The sequence below is a fragment of the Streptomyces sp. NPDC039430 genome, from assembly GCF_055639435.1.
The window spans coordinates 492,002-510,695 of sequence record NZ_JBVKAK010000005.1; the positions used below are offsets into that span (position 1 = coordinate 492,002).

The window sequence follows — 18,694 nt, forward strand, 5'->3', positions numbered from 1 at the left end:
CTACCTTATCCCACTGTAGTCGACTTGCCGGGCGGCAAGTAAGTACCAGGGGAAGTACAGGGGAGTGGGGACGATGAGTCCGACCGGTAAGCAGACGAAGCAGCTACAGAGCCCAGGAAGTCCAGCGGGCGCGGGAAGTCCAGCGGGCTCGGGAAATCCGGCGAGCCCGGCGGATCCAGCGGGTCCGGGAAGCGTGGAGAAGTCCGCGCCGCAGCCGCGCAGTGTGCGCGTGGTGCTGCTCGCGCTCATGATCGCGATGCTTCTGGCGATGCTGGACAACATGATCGTCGGTACCGCGATGCCGACCATCGTCGGTGAGCTGGGCGGCCTCGCGCATCTGTCCTGGGTGGTGACCGCGTACACCCTGGCGACCGCCGCCTCCACGCCGATCTGGGGCAAGCTCGGTGACATCTACGGCCGCAAGGGCGTCTTCCTCGCCTCGATCGTGGTCTTCCTGATCGGCTCGGCGCTCAGCGGCATGGCCCAGGACATGGGCCAGCTGATCGGCTTCCGGGCCGTGCAGGGCCTGGGCGCGGGCGGTCTGATGGTCGGCGTCATGGCGATCATCGGCGACCTGATACCGCCCCGGGAGCGCGGCAAGTACCAGGGCATGATGGCGGGCGTCATGGCGCTCGCGATGATCGGCGGACCGCTCGTCGGCGGCACCATCACCGACCACCTCGGCTGGCGCTGGAGCTTCTACATCAACCTGCCGCTCGGCGCGCTGGCGCTCGTGATGATCACGGCCGTCCTGCACCTGCCCGCCAAGGACCGGAGCAAGGCCAAGGTCGACTATCTCGGTGCCGCGCTGCTGACCGTCGGCATCACGGCGATCGTGCTGGTCACCACCTGGGGCGGTACGGAGTACGCCTGGAGCTCCGCGATGATCATGGAGCTGATCGCGATCGGCGTGGTCTCCCTCGTCGCCTTCGTCTTCGTACAGACCAGGGTCCCCGAGCCGATCATGCCGCTGCACATCTTCCGCAGCCGCAACTTCTCGCTGATGTCCGTGATCGGGTTCCTGACCGGCTTCGTGATGTTCGGCGCGGTGCTCTTCCTCCCGCTCTACCAGCAGGCCGTACAGGGCGCCTCGGCCACCAACTCCGGTCTGCTGCTGCTGCCGATGCTCCTGTCGATGATGGCCGTCTCGCTGGTCGCGGGCCGGATCACCACCAGCAGCGGCAAGTACAAGATCTTCCCGATCCTGGGCGGTGGCCTGATGGTCGTCGGCCTGTTCCTGCTGGCGCAGATGGACACCGGCACCTCGCGGCTGACCTCCGGCGTCTACATGGCCGTCCTCGGCGCGGGCATGGGCTTCCTGATGCAGATCACCATGCTCGTCGCGCAGAACAGCGTCGAGATGAAGGACATGGGCGTCGGCTCGTCCACCACCACCCTCTTCCGTACGCTCGGCGGCTCCTTCGGCGCCGCCATCATGGGCGCCCTGTTCACCAGCCGGGTGCAGGACGAGATGGCCGCCCGCGCCGGAGCGGGCGCGACGGGTGCCACCCAGCAGTCGGCCCAGCTGGACGCGGCGAGCCTGGCGAAGCTGCCGGAGATGGTGCGCGAGGCGTACCAGCACGCGGTGTCGACCGGTACGCACGCGGCGTTCACACTGGGCGCGGCGATCGCGGTGATCGGTTTCGTCGCGGCGTTCTTCGTCAAGGAGGTCCCGCTGCGGGGCGGGGAGCCGAAGCCGGCCGACGCCGCCGACCAGGGCCCGGCCCCGGCCCCGGCCCCGGCCTCGGCTCCGGCGGCTGACGGCAAGGTCACGCAGTCGGCCTGAGCCTCCGGCGTACGACGCATCACTCAACGGCTCACGGCCCCTGGCGCTCACCGGCGCCGGGGGCCGTGGTCAGTGCACGGGAGAGCCTCAGCCGCGGTCACGCGGGCATACGGTCACGCGGGCATACGGTCACGCGGGTCGCGCGGTCAGCCCGGCAGCCGCAGTATCGGGAAACTGCCCGTCGTCGTCGGAGCGTGCTCCGGCAGCCACAGGACCGCGATCGCGCCTCCCGAGCCGTCCCGGCCCTCGATCCCCTCGGGCGACGCGTTCCGGAAGGTCAGCCGCGCTCCGAGGACCCGGGCCTGGCCCGCCGCGATGGTCAGGCCCAGCCCGTGGCCATGGCCCGCGCGGTCGGTCGCGCCCGTACGGAAGCGGCTCGGGCCCTCCCGCAGCAGGGCGTCGGGGAAGCCGGGGCCGTGGTCCCGTACGCGTACCACCCGGCCCTCGACCGTCACCTCGACGGGCGTCCCGCCGTGCTTGGCGGCGTTGGCCAGCAGATTGCCCAGGATGCGTTCCAGCCGGCGCGGATCCGTGCTGACCCAGGAATCGTGGACGACCTTGATCTTGATCGCGGGGTTCAGCACCCCCACCCGCCGCGCGACGAACTCACCGAGAGCGATCTCCTGGAGTTCGGCGCGTTCCGAGGCGCTGTCGAGCCGCGCGACCTCCAGCACGTCCTCCACCAGCGTGCGCATGGCCTGGGCCCGGTCCCGTACCAGCTCCGTGGGGCGGCCGGGCGGCAGCAGCTCGGCGGCGGTCAGCAGCCCGGTCACCGGCGTACGCAGCTCATGGGCGATGTCCGCGGTGACCCGGCGCTCGGCCTCGATGCGCTCGTTCAGCGCGTCGGTCAGCGCGTCCACCGCGCGGGCCAGCTCATCGGTCTCGTCCCGTACGACGCCGCCGACCGCGTCCCCGACCCGCACCTCCGTATTGCCCTGCGCGACCCGCCCCGCCGCCGCGGCGGCCCTGCGCAGACGCCGCGAGAGCTGTCCGCCGATCAGCACCCCCAGGGCGCAGCCCCCGAAGACCACCGAGACCGAACCTATGATCAGCGACCGGTCCAGATCCTTCATGATCGTCGTGGAGTCGGCGAACTTGCTGTGCAGCGAGAGCACCGTGCCGTTGCTCAGCGGGACGGCCGCCCACACATCGGGCACACCGCTCGCGGTCTCCTGCACATGGGTCGCGCGCCTGCCCTGGTTCATCTTCGCGCGCAGATCGCGCGGGAGCGTCGGGTCATTGAGCTTCGTGCCGAGCCTGGGCTCCTTCGTCGACTCGTACATCCGCTCCGCGAACAGCAGCCGCTCCATCTGCACCTCGCGCGAGTTGTCGAGCATCGAGACCCGCGCCGAGTTGTGCACCACCAGGCTCAGCGCCACCGCGACCAGCGCGCCGACCGCCGCGATCGCGATGCTGATCTTCCACCGGACACCGGTGCGCAGGGTGAGCCGCTTCATGCCTTGAGCTTGTATCCGAAGCCGCGGACCGTATCGATCCGGTCCTGGCCGATCTTGGTGCGCAGCCGCTGGACATGGACGTCCACCACCCGGGTGTCTCCGCCCCAGCCGTAGTCCCAGACGCGCTCCAGCAGTCTGTCGCGGGAGAGCACGGTCCCGGGAGCGGACGAGAACTCCAGCAGCAGCCGCATCTCCGTCGGCGTCAGCGCCACCGGCGCGCCCGCCCTGCGCACCTCCATGCCCTCCGTGTCGATCTCCACATCGCCGAAGGTCAGCACCCCGTTCTCATCGGGCTCGCCCGGTCCGCCGCTCTCCCCGGCCGGCCCGCCCGCGTGCCCGAAGCGGCGCAGTACGGCGCGGATCCTGGCGACCAGCACCGCGCCGTCGAAGGGCTTGGTCACATAGTCGTCGGCGCCCGCCTCCAGCCCGAGTACGACATCGATCGAGTCGGCGCGCGCGGACAGCATGATCACGGGGACGGTCGACTCGTCACGGATACGCCGGCACAGGCTGACGCCGTCCAGACCCGGCACCATCACATCGAGCAGAGCGATGTCGGGACGGTCCGCGCGGAACGCGTCGAGGCCGGCGAGCCCGTCCGGCCTGGCGGTGACCACGAAGCCGTCGCGCTCCAGCGCCAGCTGGGTGGCTTCGCGGATGACATCGTCGTCCTCGACGAAGAGGACATGGGTCTCGGCCATCCCGTGGTTCTCAGCTCTCAGTTCTCGCTCGTCGGGGCGGGCACGACGGATGAGGAACCCTCGCCGTTGCCCACCGCTCTGCTGTAGTCGTTGCGCACGCGGTAGCGCTCGCTGAACTTGCTGTCGGCCCAGCCGTACGTCACGACGTCCTCGCCCGACGGGAAGGACAGCGGATCGCCCTTCGCGTACACCTGCTGGGTGACGACCAGCTCACCGCGGTCGATCGTGGCGTAGACGGCGGGCTCCTCCGCCGCGAAGACGTTCTGGTATTCCTCGTTCCGCTCGCGGTACACATACGTCCCGACGCCCACCGAGTCACCGCACGTCATCACGTTGACCACCAGATCGGGCGCGGTACCGCCGGTCAGATTCCCGTACGACGTGTCCACCGGGTACGAGTCCTCGCCGCACGGTTTGAGGTCGGCCTTCACACGCGGGCTGACCGCGGGGTCCTGCCGGAGCAGCGTCACCGCGTTGACGGTCTTGGCGGGGGTCACCGCGGACACCCTGGGGGTCGGCGCGCCGCGCTCCACGGGGGAGGTCACGGCCGCGCCCTCGTCCCTGGTGCCCGTACCGCCGGTCGAACAGCCGGACACGAGCAGGCCGGCAGCGGCGAGCGCGGACAGTGCCGTACCCACCGCGAAGGGTCCGCCTGCCGGCCGCCCCGGGTCTCTCAGGCCGCGCACCTCTCCCGCCCCCGCTCCTCATGACCGCCGTGGCCGCCGCGTGTGACGCGAGCGCCCCGGCCGTCACCTCTGTCGCTCCCGTAACTCCCGCCGCTCCTGCCGCGACGGAGATCCGACTGCTCCGGCGCGTCGGCGTCCAGGCCCTGGCCGGCCAGTTCCCGGCTCTCCAGCTCCTGACGGAGCCGGGCCAGCGCGCGGTGCAGCGTGCTCTTTACGGTACCCGCCGACATGCCGAGCGCGGCAGCCGTCTCCTCCGTGCTCATCTGCTCCCAGTGCCGCAGCACCACCACGCTGCGCTGCTTGGGCGCGAGCACCCCCAGGATGTCCATCAGCAGCGCGCGGTCGGCACGCTGCTCGGTGCCGTCGTCGATGCTCGCGTCGGGCAGCTGCTCGGTGGGGACCTCTTCGAGCTTGCGGGCGCGCCACCACTCCGTACGCGTATTGATCATGACGCGGCGCAGATAGGCGTCGGCGAGCGACTTGTCGGCGATGCCGTCCCAGCGTCCGAACGTACGGGCCAGCGCGGTCTGGAGCAGGTCCTGCGCGTCGACGGGATCGGGCACGAGGCGACGGGCGCTCCGCAGCAGGGCCTCCTGCCGGGTCCGTACGTACTCCTCGAATCCGAGCACCTCACCGTGCGCCATGACAACCGCCTCCCACCCCGTGACCATCCATGCCGTTCGCTTACGGCACCGAAATTACGGAGCGGTTGTCACGAGGCTGTGCGGGACAGCCGTCGGAGGACGCACGGCTGTCCATCGGTTGTGTAACGGCCGCCGGACGGGCAGCCGTGACACGGTGCGCGGCGGGCGCGGGATCAGCGCGGTTCTGCCCGGTTCTGCGGCAGCCGGTAGACCCCGTTCTCCATCGGCTCGACCAGCCCGTCGGCGACCAGCCCGTCCAGCGCCCTGGCCCGCTGCACCGGTTCGTCCCAGACCGCGTCCAGGACCCCCTGCGGCACCGGCGCGACCGCCTCGCGCAGGACGGCCAGGAGCTTGCCGCGCACCTGACGGTCCGTACCCGCGTACGTCTGGCCGCGCCGCGCGGGGCCCTCGTACCGCGGTTTCCCGGCCAGCCGCCAGGCGCACCGGTCGGCGATCGGGCACCGTACGCAGCCCTCGTTCTTCGCCGTGCAGATCAGCGCGCCCAGCTCCATGGAGGACGCCGCCCAGCGCGCCGCGGTCGGGGCGTCCTCGGGCAGCAGCGCGCGGGCCAGCTTGCGTTCGGCGGCGGTCGTCGCGTTCGGCGGGTACTGGACACCCGCCACGGCGCGCGCGAAGACACGGCGCACGTTCGTGTCGAGCACCGCGTGCCGCTGTCCGTACGCGAACGAGGCCACGGCCGCGGCCGTGTACTCACCGATCCCGGGCAGCGAGAGCAACTGCGCGTGCTCGCGCGGTACGTCACCGCCGTGCCGCTCCGTTATCGCCTGCGCGGCGCCGTGCAGCCGCAGCGCGCGGCGCGGATAGCCCAGCCGGCCCCAGGCGCGGACTGCCTCGCCGGGGGCCTCGGCGGCCAGATCGGCGGGGCGCGGCCAGCGGCCGAGCCACTGCTCGTACACCGGGAGCACCCGGTTCACCGGGGTCTGCTGGAGCATGAACTCGCTGACCATCACCCCCCAGGCGCCCGCTTCGGGGCGGCGCCAGGGCAGATCGCGGGCGTTCGAGTCGAACCACGCGATGACGGGGGTGTGGAGGGCGGCCGGATCGACGGCGGTCGGGGAGGACGCGGAGTGCGCGGAGGTAGCAGTCATGGCACCACCGATCCTGGCATGTCCCGGGCCGTGGAGGGTGCGGCAGGCGCGGGCGGGGCCGAGGTGTCACGCGCCCGGTCCCGCGCACGCCCCACGTTCACCCCCGCCCGCCCGTCCCACGCGCCCGGTCACGCTTGCCTTGTCACGCCCGCCCGGTCACGCTCGTCTCGTCACGCCCGCCCGGTCATGCCCGCTCGGTCATGCCCGTGTGATCGGCTGTGCGTGTCCGCCCCGGTCCGGCGAGGAGGAGGGCCAGACCCGACCCGCTCGTCCGCATCGTCCGGACCAGCGTGCCCACGGGCCGTGCCGCCGCCAGGACCACGACCGTCGCCACCACGCCGCCGAACACCAGCCCCACCGCCACGTCGTGCGGATAGTGGACCCCGACGAAGACCCGGGAGAACGCCATCAGCAGGGCCATCGGGACGGTGAGGTAAGCGAGTACGGGACGGGCGACGGCCAGCGCGATCGCCGCCGCTCCGGCGATCGTGGCGTGGTTGCTGGGGAAGGACCAGTCGCCCACCGGCGGACAGGGGATGAGCGAGGCCCCGGCTCCGGCGACCGCACGGCACGGCCTCTCCTCGGTCAGCGCCGACTTGGTCAGTTCACTGCAGACATACGCGACGGCGGTCGCGAGCGGCGCGAGGACCGCGACGGCCACGGCGCGTGAACCGGCCGGCCGCGCGTACCACCACACCGTTATGAAGAGCACGCCGAACAACAGCAGTCCGGCCTCTGTCCAGAGTTCTGCGAGGTGTTGGAACCAGGAAGGGGTCGTACGGGCGAAGTCGGTGATTTCGCGATAGAGATCGCTCGTTGCGCTGCTGTTCATGGGGAGAACGTACAGAGATCATCGGGAGTTCCCCTCACCCGAAGACCGGGGTGTACCCCTGCCGAAAGGAAGGAAGTCCCGGTCACCGGCGGCCGCTCCGTGATGATGATCCGTAAAACTTGCGAGACGGGCGGCATGGGGGGCGGGAGTTGGCGCCGATCTCTCGTACAGTTTGCGCCGTGGGATCTTTGCGCAATCCGGTCGGGCCGCTTCCCTCCACCATCTACTGGCGACGGAGGGCAGTAGCGGCGACGCTGATCGCGCTGCTCGCGTTGCTCGTCGTATGGGTCGTCACCTCCCGCGGGGGTGACGGCAAGAACAGCGGGGACACAGCGGACGGCGCCAATCCCGCGACGTCCATCACCCCGGGCCCCTCCGGTTCCGGGCCGGCCATCAGTGAACAGCCGGGCGGACGCGACGAGTCGGGCTCGACCGACGGGACCGGCGGAACCGGCGGCACCGGTGGGACCGGCGGCGGCCAGGGCGGTACGGACGGCGGCGGCGACGGCGGCAAGAACGGCGACACCGGCGGCGCCGGCGGGGCCGGTTCCGGCGGTCCGGACGGCGCCGCGAGCACCGGCGGCGCCAGTGGCGGCGGTTCGGCGGGCAGCGGTGGCGGAAGCACCAGCTCCGGTCGGCAGGTACCGGCCGGCTCCGGACTGCCCAACTGCCCGCCGAGCGCCCTCACCCTGCGCCTCACCACGACGAAGGTCGCCTACGCGCCCGGCGAGAAGCCCGCGTTCCGGCTGACCGCCACGAACACCTCGAACACCGCCTGCAAGGCCGACTTCGGGCCGAAGGCCGTGGTGCTGACGGTCGCCAACGCCGACGACGAGGACGTCTGGTCGTCCGAGCACTGCCCGAAGACCGGCGCGGTGCTCTACGAGGTCCCGGCGGGCGGAACGATCACGCGCACTGTCGAGTGGAACCGCGGACGGAGCGCGCCGGGCTGCGCCACGCCGCCCGCGGGGGCCGTGGGCCCCGGCACGTACCTGGTGGAGGCCAAGACCTCGCGCGCCTCTGTGAAGCAGGGCCAGGCGTCCATCCGCCTGGAGAAGGACTGACAGCCGTCCGCACCGGCGCATGAGACGGCGCCCCGGCCCGGGAGTGGGCCGGGGCGCCGCCGTCGTTCACGCGCCGAGGTCGCTCGCGTGGCGCCGTTGTTCGCGTGCCGCAGTCGTTCACGCGCGGCCGTCGTTCGCGTGCCGCCGTCGCTCACGTACGTACGCCGCTGAAGGCGCCGTGTGGAGACGCCGCTAGACGTACCGCTCCAGGATCGAGGACTCCGCCAGCCGCGACAGCCCCTCGCGCACGCTGCGGGCCCGCGCCTCGCCGACGCCGTCCACCGTCTGCAGATCGTCGACGCTCGCCGCCAGCAGCTTCTGGAGCCCGCCGAAGTGCTCGACGAGCCGCTCGATGATGGCGCCCGGCAGCCGCGGCACCTTGGCCAGCAGCCGGTAACCGCGCGGCGAGACCGCGGAGTCGAGCGTCTCGGGCGCGCCGCTGTAGCCCAGCGCCCTTGCCACGATGGGCAGTTCGAGCAGCTCGGGATGGCTCAGCGAGTCCAGCTCGCCGAGCGCCTCGTCGACCGTACGGGAGCGCTTGGCGGTCGGCTCGGGGACGTAGTCCCGTGCGACCAGGTCCCGCTCCGGCTCCACGCCCGCGATCAACTCGTCCAGCTGGAGCGAGAGAAGCCGGCCGTCGGTGCCCAGCTCGACCACGTACTCGGCGATTTCCGTGGCGATCCTGCGCACCATCTCAAGACGCTGGGCGACGGCCGTCACGTCCCTGACCGTCACCAGGTCCTCGATCTCCAGCGCGGAGAGCGTGCCCGCGACCTCGTCGAGACGGAGCTTGTACCGCTCCAGGGTCGCCAGCGCCTGGTTCGCCCGCGACAGGATCGCCGCCGACTCCTCCAGGACCCGGCGCTCCCCGTTCACGTACAGCGCGATCAGCCGCATCGACTGCGAGACGGAGACGACCGGGAAGCCGCACTGCTTGGACACGCGGTCGGCCGTGCGGTGCCGTGTGCCCGTCTCCTCGGTGGGGATGGACGACTCGGGGACCAGCTGGACGCCGGCCCGCAGGATCTTGGTGATGTCCTTGTCCAGGATGAGCGCGCCGTCGAGTTTGCACAGCTCGCGCAGGCGGGTCGCGGTGAACTCCACGTCCAGCACGAAACCGCCCGTGCACATCGACTCGACGGTCTTGTCCATGCCCAGGACGATCAGACCTCCGGTGTTGCCGCGCAGGATCCGCTCCAGGCCGTCGCGCAGCGCCATGCCCGGCGCGACAGCGCTCAGGGAGGCGCGCATCAGCGCTTCGTTGCCGGAGCCCGCGCCGGACTTTCCGGGCGCTGATGCCCGGTCGTTGGCTGCCACTGCACTCCTCCGGCTCGTACGGATGGGCGAGACCAGGGCAAAGTCTACCGGCGAGCGTTGTCTTCCCGTGGGGCGTCCGCACGACCGCGGCGCGGCAGCACCCTGAGAGCATCACCCATGTCGGCGACTTCCGTGACCTTCATACCGGCGGGGATCTTCCCCGGATCGGTGGGAACAAGCGCCTGCGTGAAGCCGAGACGGTGGGCCTCGGCCAGCCGCCGCTGGACGCCCGTAACCCGTCTGACCTCGCCCGCGAGCCCGACCTCCCCGATCGCGACCAGGTTCTTCGGCAGGGGCGTATCACTGGCCGCGGACGCCAGCGCGAGGGCGATCGCGAGATCGGCGGCGGGCTCCGTGAGCTTCACCCCGCCGACCGTCGCGCTGTAGATGTCGCGCTTGCCGAGCGCGCTGATCCGGCCGCGCTGCTCCAGCACGGCGAGCATCATCGACACCCGGGAGGTCTCCAGACCGGACGTGGTGCGCCGGGGGGAGGGGATCTGCGAGTCGACCGTCAGCGCCTGCACCTCGGCGACGAGCGGCCTGCGCCCCTCCAGCGTGACGGTCAGGCAGGTGCCGGGGACGGGCTCGTCACGCCGGGTGAGGAACAGACCGGACGGGTCGGCGAGCCCGGTGATCCCCTCGTCGTGCAGCTCGAAACAGCCGACCTCGTCGGTCGTCCCGTAGCGGTTCTTGATCCCCCGGACGAGCCTCAGCCTGGCGTGCCGGTCGCCCTCGAACGACAGCACGACATCCACAAGGTGTTCGAGCAGCCGCGGCCCCGCGATCGCGCCGTCCTTGGTGACATGCCCCACCAGGAGCGTCGACATGGCGCGCTCCTTGGACGCCCGGATGAGCGCGCCCGCGACCTCACGGACCTGGGCCATACCGCCCGGCGCGCCCTCGATCTCCGGTGAGGCCACGGTCTGGACGGAGTCCAGGATCAGCAGCGACGGCTTGACCGCGTCGAGGTGACCGAGGACCGCGGAGAGATCCGTCTCCGCGGCCAGATAGAGATGGTCGTCGATGGCCTTGATCCGGTCGGCGCGCAGCCGCACCTGGCTGGTGGACTCCTCGCCCGTCACATAGAGCGTGCGGTGCTCGTCGCTCGCCGACTTCGCCGCGACATCGAGCAGCAGCGTCGACTTGCCCACGCCCGGCTCGCCCGCGACCAGCACGACGGCGCCCGGCACCAGCCCGCCGCCGAGCACCCGGTCCAGCTCGTCCACGCCCGTGGAGCGCGCGGTGGCCGTACGGGCGTCGACCTGGCCGATCGGCAGCGCGGCCGTGGAGACCCGGCCCGCCGCCGTGGTCCGTACCGCGGGCGCGCCGTACTCCTCGACCGTGCCCCACGCCTGGCATTCGGGGCAGCGGCCGAGCCACTTGGCGGTCGTCCAACCGCACTCGGTGCAGCGGTAGGACGGCCTGTCCTTGGCGGATTTCGTACGGGCAGCCATGGCGTCACCGTATAGGGACCCACTGACAGCGCCGACCACGGGCGCTACCGGGCCTGAAGGAAGAGGAGCGCATCGGGGCGTGCGATTCCTGTCCCCTTTTGAGGGATACCTTCACCCGTAAGGATTAAATGTGCTCAAGAGGTGTGAAGGCTGTGGGTCCCTCTGTCTAACGTCGCCGGGTGATGAGCAGCAGCCCCGACACCTCCACGCACACCACCGGCGCACACCGCGCGCCCCGTCGTGCGCCCCATCCGGTGCCGCACCGTCAGGCCGCACGTTACGAGCCGTACCTCGACGGTCTGTTCACCTACTGCCTCTCCGTGCTGTGCGACCACGACGTCGCGACCGAGGTGCTCGGTGAGGTGCTGTCCATCTCCGAGCGGCAGTACAGCCGTTGCCCCTCGGGCGCCGGGGAGCGCAAGGCCTGGCTGTACGCGCTCGCCCGCTGGTCCTGTCTGCGCAGGCTCACCGAGCAGCGCCGCAGCCGGCTGGGGGCGCATTCGGCCCAGCGCGAGCCCGAGCCCGCCCCGGCGGAGACGCTCCCGCCGGAGACCGCCGAGCGCCGACGGCGTGAACTCGCCCTGCTGGCCTGGCCGGAAGCCGCCGGTACGACGCCCGAGCAGCGCGAGATCCTGGAACTGGCCGTACGCCACCAGCTGGGCCCGGTGGAGGTCGCCGCCGTGCTGTCCATGGAGCCCGCGGCGGCCCGTGAGCTGCTCGCCTCCGCCGCCTGCGAGGTGGAACGCACCCGCGCCGCGCTCGTCGTCGTGGACACCGGCGGCTGCCCGTCCGTCGCCCGGCTCACCGGCGACCATCAGGTGCTGCTCTCCGCCGCGCTCCGGCGCGAGCTGGTCCGGCACGTCGACGACTGCCCGCGCTGCCGCCGCGTCGCCGAGCGCGCCGAGGCGGCGGGCCCTTGGCCGGGGTCGCGCCCCTCCTCCCTCACGGGGCCGGAGCGCGCGGGCTCGACGGCCGCGGACCCGACGGTCTCGGACCCGACGGTCTCGGACGGAGCCGCCGCGCGGTCCGCCCCGCCCGCCGTGCTGCCGCTCATCGTGGCGCCGAGGAAGGCCACGTACGAGGCGATGGACCGGGCACCCCGGGCGCGGGCGGCGGCGCCGCGCTTCGGCCGCAACGGCTTCCCCATGGACCCCAAGGACCGCGCCGCCCGCCGCGACCGGCTGCGGGCGCGGGCCGTGACCACCACCGTCGTGGCGACCGTCGTCGCCGCCCCCGTGCTCGCGCTCTGGGCGGCGTACCGCGGCGCGCCGGAGACGGGGGACGGCCGCGACGGCCCGTCGGTCAGCGCCGGCGCGACCGAGGGCCCGGCCGGGGCGGACGGGAAGCCGCGCAAGTACTACGAGATCGCGGGCACCGCCCAGGACGGCTCGGGCCCCGGCCGCGGCCCCGGCGGGGAGGGCACCGCGCCCGGCGTCTCGGTCGAGGTCATCAGCGACGGTCTGCCCGTACCGCCGGCCCTCCCGGGGCAGCCGGCCCTCGGCAGGCTCTCGGTCGAGGCGCGGCCCCAGGGCGACACGACGATGATCACGCTCAGGGCGTCCGGCGGCGCGCCGGTCTCCTGGACGGCGGGGACCAAGGCCCCCTGGCTCCGGCTGAGCCGCCACTACGGCACGCTCGCGCCCGGCGAATCGTTCACGGTCCAGGTCTTCGTGGACCACCGGCGCGAACCGTCAGGGCCGTGGAGCGCGCGGGTGGCGATCTATCCGGCGGGATCGGTGGTGAAGATCTACGGCTACGGCTCCAGACCGCCGTTCTCCGGTCACGCGGGCCGGCCGGGTCACCCCGCGTACTCCACGCTCCCCGGACATCCGGGACACCCCGCCGATCCAGGCCCCGGCCAGGGCCCCGGCGCGCCGACGCCTACCGGCCCCGGCCCGTCCCAGCCCTCCGGCCCCGGCCCCGGCCCGGGTCAGGGGTCCTCGGATCCGACCGGTCCGACCGGTCCGGCCGCTCCGGCCGATCCGGCCGATCCCGGTACCGGAGCCCCCGTCTCCGGCGATCCGCAGCCGACCGACCCGCCCCCGGACCCGAGCGTCACGCCCTAAGGCGTGTCTTCGAAGTCCCGCCTGCTCGGCCTTCGGACGGACGGCGCCACTTTGAAGACACGCCCTGGACCCGTCCGGCCGATCTGCGCGGGCCGAAGACCGGCCGGACAGGAACTAGGCCCTGTCCGAACGCTGCCGCGCCGGGTCCGCCGGGTGCGGTGCCACCAGCGGAAGCTCGCTCGCCAGGCGCTGCTCGCACAGCTCGGCCAGCCGGTCGTACCCCTCCTTGCCCATCAGCTCGGTCAGCTCGGGCCGGTACGTCTTGTACACCGGTTCGCCCGCGCCGTGCGCCGAGGTCGCCGAGGTGCACCACCAGTGCAGATCGTGGCCGCCCGGCCCCCAGCCGCGCCGGTCGTACTCACCGATGGACACCTGAAGCACGCGCGTGTCGTCGGGCCGCTCGATCCAGTCGTACGTCCGCCGTACCGGCAGCTGCCAGCAGACGTCCGGCTTCGTCTCCAGCGGCTCGCGGCCCTCGCGCAGCGCCAGGATGTGCAGCGAGCACCCGGCGCCGCCCGCGAAGCCGGGGCGGTTCTGGAAGATGCAGGAGCCGTCCCAGCGGCGCGTCTGACGCTCGCCGTCGTCGTCGGTCTGCGTCCAGCCGGTGGTCGTGCCCTCCTTGTGGAACTGCCAGAGGTCCGGGGTGAGGCGCCCCACATGACCGGCGACGCGCTTCTCGTCGTCCTCGTCGGAGAAGTGCGCGCCCAGCGTGCAGCAGCCGTCGTCGGCGCGGCCCGCCTGGATGCCCTGGCAGCCGCTGCCGAAGACGCAGCTCCACCGCGAGGTGAGCCAGGTCAGATCGCAGCGGAAGACCTGCTCGTCGTCGGCGGGATCGGGGAATTCGGCCCAGGCACGGGGAAAGTCCAGCCCCTTCTCGTCCGGGACGTCCCGGACGGTGCTCGTGGCCTCCTCCTGCTGGTGCTGCTTCTTCGGGCTCTTTGCTTTGCCCGGCTTCGCCTTTTTCGTCTTTGGCACAGGTCCAGCGTATGCGCGCGGTCGCAGTAGCGTTCCGTTCATGAGACTCGGAGTCCTCGACGTCGGTTCGAACACGGTTCATCTGCTCGCGGTGGACGCCCACCGCGGCGCCCGTCCGCTGCCCGCGTATTCGTACAAGGCGGAGCTGCGGCTCGCGGAACTCCTCGACGAGGACGGCGCGATCGGTCCCGACGGAGTCGACCGGCTCGTCTCGACGATCACCGACGCGCTCCAGGCCGCCGAGGACAAGGGCTGCGAGGACGTCCTGCCCTTCGCCACCTCCGCCGTGCGCGAGGCCAGCAACGCCGAACAGGTCCTCGGGCGTGTCAAGAGCGAGACCGGCGTCGATCTGGAGGTCCTCACGGGCGAGGAGGAGGCCCGGCTCACCTTTCTCGCCGCCCGCCGGTGGTTCGGCTGGTCGGCCGGGAGACTGCTCGTCCTGGACATCGGCGGCGGCTCGCTGGAGATCGCGTACGGACTCGACGAGGAGCCCGACACCGCCGTGTCCCTGCCCCTGGGCGCGGGCCGGCTGACCGCGGGCTGGCTGCCGGGCGACCCGCCCGACCCCGTCGACGTGAAAGCGCTGCGCCGCCATGTACGGGCGCGGATCGCCCGTACGGTCGGGGAGTTCTCGCGGTTCGGCAGCCCCGACCACGTGGTGGCGACATCCAAGACCTTCCGCCAGCTGGCCCGGATCGCCGGGGCCGCGCGCTCCGCCGACGGGCTGTACGTGCAGCGCGAACTGAGTCGTACGTCACTGGAGGAGTGGGTGCCCAGGCTGTCCGTGATGAGCGCTCTCCAGCGCGCAGCGCTCCCCGGAGTCTCAGACGGCCGGTCGTCGCAGCTGCTGGCGGGAGCGCTGGTGGCGGAGGGGGCGATGGACCTGTTCGGGGTCGAGTCGGTGGAGATCTGCCCCTGGGCACTGCGCGAGGGCATCATCCTGCGGCGGCTCGACCAACTCCCGACCACGTAGAGGGTGCCCGTACCCTGTCTCCGTGGCAGAACCTGTGGTGCGCATCCCGGATGCGAAGGTCGCGCTCTCGACGGCTTCGGTCTATCCGGAGTCCACGGCGACGGCTTTCGAGATCGCCGCACGCCTGGGATACGACGGCGTCGAGGTCATGGTCTGGACCGATCCCGTCAGCCAGGACATCGAGGCGCTGCGCCGACTCTCCGACTATCACGGGGTGCCCGTACTGGCCGTCCACGCGCCCTGTCTGCTCATCACGCAGAGGGTGTGGTCCACCGATCCGTGGGTGAAGCTCCAGCGGGCGCGGGCGGCGGCCGAGAAGCTCGGCGCCTCCACCGTGGTCGTGCATCCGCCGTTCCGCTGGCAGCGGCAGTACGCGCGTGACTTCGTCACCGGAATATGGCGGATGGCGGACGAGACGGACGTACGGTTCGCCGTCGAGAACATGTACCCGTGGCGCTACCGCGACCGGGAGATGCTCGCCTACGCGCCCGACTGGGACGTGACCAAGTACGACTACCGGCATTTCACCGTCGATCTCTCGCACACCGCGACCGCCCGCACCGACGCCCTGGCCATGATCGGCCGGATGGGCGACCGGCTGGGGCATGTCCATCTCGCGGACGGCAACGGGTCGGCCAAGGACGAGCATCTGGTGCCGGGCCGGGGCACGCAGCCGTGTGCCGAGCTGCTGACGGGGCTGGCGGGCAGCGGATTCGACGGGCATGTCGTGATCGAGGTGAACACGCGGCGCGCGATGTCGGCAGCGGAGCGTGAGGCCGATCTGGCGGAGGCGCTGGCGTTCGCCCGGCTGCATCTGGCCTCGTCGTCCCCCTCGTCCGCATCGCCCTCGTCGACATCACCCGCGTCCGCGTCCGCGCCGTCCTCGTCCTCGGCGAAGGCGAAGCGGCCGGGGCCGTCCTCGGCGCGGTCGCCCCGTACCGGCTCCCCGGGGATGCGCCCGTCATGAACGGCACGGCTCCGCGCCGCCGCGGCCGCCCCGCCCGCCAGGAGGCCGGCACCGGCCCCAGCGCCCGGCAGAAGATCCTCGACGCGGCCCGTGCGGAGTTCGCCGAGCGCGGCTACGACAAGACCTCCATCCGGGGCATCGCCAAGGCGGCGGGCGTCGATCCGGCGCTCGTCCACCACTACTTCGGTACGAAGGACGAGGTCTTCGCGGCGGCCATCGAGGTCTCCTTCGAACCGGCCCTGATGCTGCCCGCGCTGCTGGCCGGGGGACCCGACGGCATCGGGGAGCGGCTCGCCCGCTTCTTCATCGGCGTCTGGGAGAACCCGGTGACCCGGGCCCCGCTGCTGGCGGTCATCCGCTCCGCGCTGACGCACGAGGCCGCGGCGAAGGTGCTGCGTACGTTCGTCCTGCGGCGGCTGCTGGAGCGGGTCGCGGAGGAGCTCGACGTACCGGATCCGACGTTCCGTGCCGAGCTGGCCGCGTCGCACATGATCGGGATCGCCCTCCTCCGCTATGTGATCCGGGCGGAACCGCTGGCGTCGGTGGACACCGAGGAGATCATCACGATGGTGGCCCCCACGATTCAGCGCTATCTGACCGAAGCCTGATCCCTGCCGGGCCGAGCCCCGACCGATAGCTGAACAGTCGTTCCGCATCCCGGACACGCTGTCCAGATCTTGGATCCGGGGCGTACGCTCGAAGAAGTCATTTCTGCCGAAGGATCTGCTGAAGGAGCGAGCGACGATGCCCGAGCTGAGGTCCCGCACTGTCACCCACGGCCGCAATATGGCGGGCGCACGTGCTCTTATGCGCGCATCGGGCGTAGCGAGCGAGGACATCGGCAAGCCGATCGTCGCGGTGGCCAACTCCTTCACCGAGTTCGTGCCCGGCCACACCCACCTCGCGCCGGTCGGCCGGATCGTCTCCGAGGCGATCAAGGCGGCGGGCGCGGTGCCGCGCGAGTTCAACACCATCGCCGTCGACGACGGCATCGCGATGGGCCACGGCGGAATGCTCTACTCCCTGCCGTCCCGCGATCTGATCGCCGACTCCGTCGAGTACATGGTCGAGGCGCACTGCGCGGACGCGCTGATCTGCATCTCCAACTGCGACAAGATCACCCCCGGCATGCTGATGGCCGCGATGCGCCTCAACATCCCCACGGTCTTCGTCTCCGGCGGCCCCATGGAGGCCGGCAAGGCGACCCTGGTGGACGGTACGGTCCGCAAGCTGGACCTGATCAACGCGATCTCGGACGCGGTCAACGAGAACGTCTCGGACGAGGACATCCTCCGTATCGAGGAGAACGCCTGCCCGACCTGCGGTTCCTGTTCCGGCATGTTCACCGCCAACTCGATGAACTGCCTGACCGAGGCCATCGGCCTCTCGCTGCCCGGCAACGGCTCGGTGCTGGCCACGCACACGGCGCGCAAGGCGCTGTACGAGAACGCGGGCCGCACGGTCGTCGAGATCACCAAGCGCCACTACGAGCAGGGCGACGAGACGGTCCTGCCGCGCGCCATCGCCACCCGCGCGGCCTTCGACAACGCCATGGCCCTCGACATCGCCATGGGCGGCTCCACGAACACCATCCTCCATCTGCTCGCCGCCGCCCAGGAGGCCGAGCTCGACTACGACCTCGCCGACATCGACGCGGTCTCGCGCCGGGTGCCCTGCCTGGCCAAGGTCGCGCCCAATGTGGCCCCCGGCGGCACGTACTACATGGAGGACATCCACCGGGCCGGCGGCATCCCCGCCATCCTGGGCGAGCTGTACCGCGGCGGTCTGCTCAACGAGGACGTGCACACCGTCCACTCGCCGAGCATCAAGGACTGGCTGGAGACCTGGGACGTCCGCGGCGGCTCGCCGTCCGACGAGGCGGTCGAGCTGTGGCACGCGGCCCCCGGCTGCGTCCGCTCCGCCGAGGCGTTCTCCCAGTCCGAGCGCTGGGACACGCTCGACACCGACGCCGCGGGCGGCTGCGTCCGGGACATGGCGCACGCGTACTCGAAGGACGGCGGCCTGGCGGTGCTGAAGGGCAACCTCGCCGTCGACGGCTGTGTGGTGAAGACGGCCGGCGTCGACGAGTCGATCTGGACGTTCGAGGGCCCCGCCGTCGTCTGCGAGTCGCAGGAGGACGCGGTGGAGAAGATCCTCCGCAAGGAGATCGCCGAGGGCGACGTCATCGTCATCCGCTACGAGGGCCCGCGCGGTGGCCCCGGTATGCAGGAGATGCTCTACCCGACCTCGTATCTGAAGGGCCGTGGTCTGGGCAAGTCCTGCGCGCTGATCACGGACGGCCGCTTCTCCGGCGGTACGTCGGGCCTCTCGATCGGCCACGCCTCCCCCGAGGCGGCCTCGGGCGGCACGATCGCGCTGGTCCACGACGGCGACCGGATCCGGATCGACATCCCGAACCGTACGATCGAGCTGCTCGTCGCCGACGACGAACTGGCGAGCCGCCGCGAGGCGCTGAACGGTGTGTACGCCCCCGCTTCCCGTGAGCGCAAGGTCTCGGTGGCGCTGCGCGCGTACGCGGCGATGGCGACGAGCGCGGACAAGGGCGCGGTGCGGGACGTCACGCGCCTGGGCTGACCGCCTCCGTACGCATGTACCCGGGCCGTGCGCCCCGGATCCCGCCGGCGGGATCCGGGGCGCACGGC

General features: G+C 71.7%; 16 protein-coding genes. 7 read left to right on the plus strand and 9 right to left on the minus strand.

The annotated features are described in order from the left end of the window. The first annotated feature begins 73 nt into the window (after window positions 1-73). Window positions 74-1,786 (plus strand): MDR family MFS transporter, encoded by a 1,713-nt coding sequence (locus tag ACZ7LS_RS16465; protein ID WP_385134963.1) that lies wholly within the window; start codon window positions 74-76, stop codon window positions 1,784-1,786. Window positions 1,787-1,932: 146 nt separating this feature from the next. Here the strand turns inward: ACZ7LS_RS16465 and cseC are convergent, their stop codons facing one another. The 6 genes from cseC to ACZ7LS_RS16495 all read right to left on the minus strand — a co-directional run bounded on the left by cseC (window position 1,933) and on the right by ACZ7LS_RS16495 (window position 7,215). Then, entirely contained in the window at window positions 1,933-3,243 is a 1,311-nt protein-coding gene (gene cseC / locus ACZ7LS_RS16470; protein ID WP_382520760.1) for a two-component system sensor histidine kinase CseC, read from the minus strand. Further along, the gene (gene cseB, locus ACZ7LS_RS16475) at window positions 3,240-3,944 is read right to left on the minus strand and encodes a two-component system response regulator CseB (RefSeq protein ID WP_382520759.1); all 705 of its coding nucleotides are present in this window, start codon (window positions 3,942-3,944) and stop codon (window positions 3,240-3,242) included. Before cseB ends, cseC begins: the two co-directional genes overlap by 4 nt. Window positions 3,945-3,961: 17 nt before the next feature. Beyond that, complete coding sequence (locus ACZ7LS_RS16480; protein WP_382520757.1) at window positions 3,962-4,582, minus strand: hypothetical protein; 621 nt, start codon at window positions 4,580-4,582, stop codon at window positions 3,962-3,964. 35 nt (window positions 4,583-4,617) lie between these two features. Continuing rightward, the gene (locus ACZ7LS_RS16485; protein ID WP_382520755.1) at window positions 4,618-5,274 is read right to left on the minus strand and encodes a SigE family RNA polymerase sigma factor; all 657 of its coding nucleotides are present in this window, start codon (window positions 5,272-5,274) and stop codon (window positions 4,618-4,620) included. A 173-nt stretch (window positions 5,275-5,447) separates the two neighbouring features. After that, window positions 5,448-6,383 (minus strand): HhH-GPD family protein, encoded by a 936-nt coding sequence (locus ACZ7LS_RS16490; protein WP_382520754.1) that lies wholly within the window; start codon window positions 6,381-6,383, stop codon window positions 5,448-5,450. A gap of 184 nt (window positions 6,384-6,567) precedes the next feature. Next, window positions 6,568-7,215, minus strand: coding sequence for a phosphatase PAP2 family protein (locus tag ACZ7LS_RS16495; protein ID WP_382670415.1), 648 nt, complete (start codon window positions 7,213-7,215; stop codon window positions 6,568-6,570). Window positions 7,216-7,394: 179 nt separating this feature from the next. Between ACZ7LS_RS16495 and ACZ7LS_RS16500 the strand changes: the two genes are divergently transcribed. Then, entirely contained in the window at window positions 7,395-8,279 is an 885-nt protein-coding gene (locus tag ACZ7LS_RS16500; protein ID WP_385134960.1) for an aldehyde dehydrogenase family protein, read from the plus strand. Between the two features lie 192 nt (window positions 8,280-8,471). On the opposite strand, the gene disA is transcribed toward ACZ7LS_RS16500, so the two are convergent. Both disA and radA read right to left on the minus strand, forming a co-directional pair. Next, entirely contained in the window at window positions 8,472-9,596 is a 1,125-nt protein-coding gene (gene disA, locus ACZ7LS_RS16505; RefSeq protein ID WP_365912849.1) for a DNA integrity scanning diadenylate cyclase DisA, read from the minus strand. Window positions 9,597-9,640: 44 nt separating this feature from the next. Next, entirely contained in the window at window positions 9,641-11,050 is a 1,410-nt protein-coding gene (radA, locus tag ACZ7LS_RS16510; RefSeq protein WP_129770942.1) for a DNA repair protein RadA, read from the minus strand. 182 nt (window positions 11,051-11,232) lie between these two features. Between radA and ACZ7LS_RS16515 the strand changes: the two genes are divergently transcribed. Beyond that, window positions 11,233-13,116 carry a hypothetical protein gene (locus ACZ7LS_RS16515; protein WP_385135002.1) on the plus strand — a complete coding sequence of 628 codons (1,884 nt, stop codon included), beginning with the start codon at window positions 11,233-11,235 and terminating at the stop codon, window positions 13,114-13,116. Between the two features lie 114 nt (window positions 13,117-13,230). Here the strand turns inward: ACZ7LS_RS16515 and ACZ7LS_RS16520 are convergent, their stop codons facing one another. Next, window positions 13,231-14,091 carry a DUF3109 family protein gene (locus tag ACZ7LS_RS16520; protein WP_382520748.1) on the minus strand — a complete coding sequence of 287 codons (861 nt, stop codon included), beginning with the start codon at window positions 14,089-14,091 and terminating at the stop codon, window positions 13,231-13,233. A gap of 40 nt (window positions 14,092-14,131) precedes the next feature. On the opposite strand from ACZ7LS_RS16520, the gene ACZ7LS_RS16525 reads away from it, so the two are divergent. The 4 genes from ACZ7LS_RS16525 to ilvD all read left to right on the plus strand — a co-directional run bounded on the left by ACZ7LS_RS16525 (window position 14,132) and on the right by ilvD (window position 18,626). Next, window positions 14,132-15,064 (plus strand): Ppx/GppA family phosphatase, encoded by a 933-nt coding sequence (locus ACZ7LS_RS16525; RefSeq protein ID WP_382874702.1) that lies wholly within the window; start codon window positions 14,132-14,134, stop codon window positions 15,062-15,064. 22 nt (window positions 15,065-15,086) lie between these two features. Continuing rightward, a complete protein-coding gene (locus ACZ7LS_RS16530; protein WP_385134958.1) occupies window positions 15,087-16,031 on the plus strand; it encodes a sugar phosphate isomerase/epimerase family protein in 945 nt (314 codons plus the stop codon). After that, window positions 16,028-16,639: a TetR/AcrR family transcriptional regulator gene (locus ACZ7LS_RS16535; RefSeq protein WP_382670407.1), complete on the plus strand. Its 612-nt coding sequence runs from the start codon at window positions 16,028-16,030 to the stop codon at window positions 16,637-16,639. Before ACZ7LS_RS16530 ends, ACZ7LS_RS16535 begins: the two co-directional genes overlap by 4 nt. Window positions 16,640-16,775: 136 nt before the next feature. Continuing rightward, window positions 16,776-18,626, plus strand: coding sequence for a dihydroxy-acid dehydratase (ilvD, locus tag ACZ7LS_RS16540; RefSeq protein WP_382670404.1), 1,851 nt, complete (start codon window positions 16,776-16,778; stop codon window positions 18,624-18,626). The last annotated feature ends 68 nt before the right edge of the window (window positions 18,627-18,694 follow it).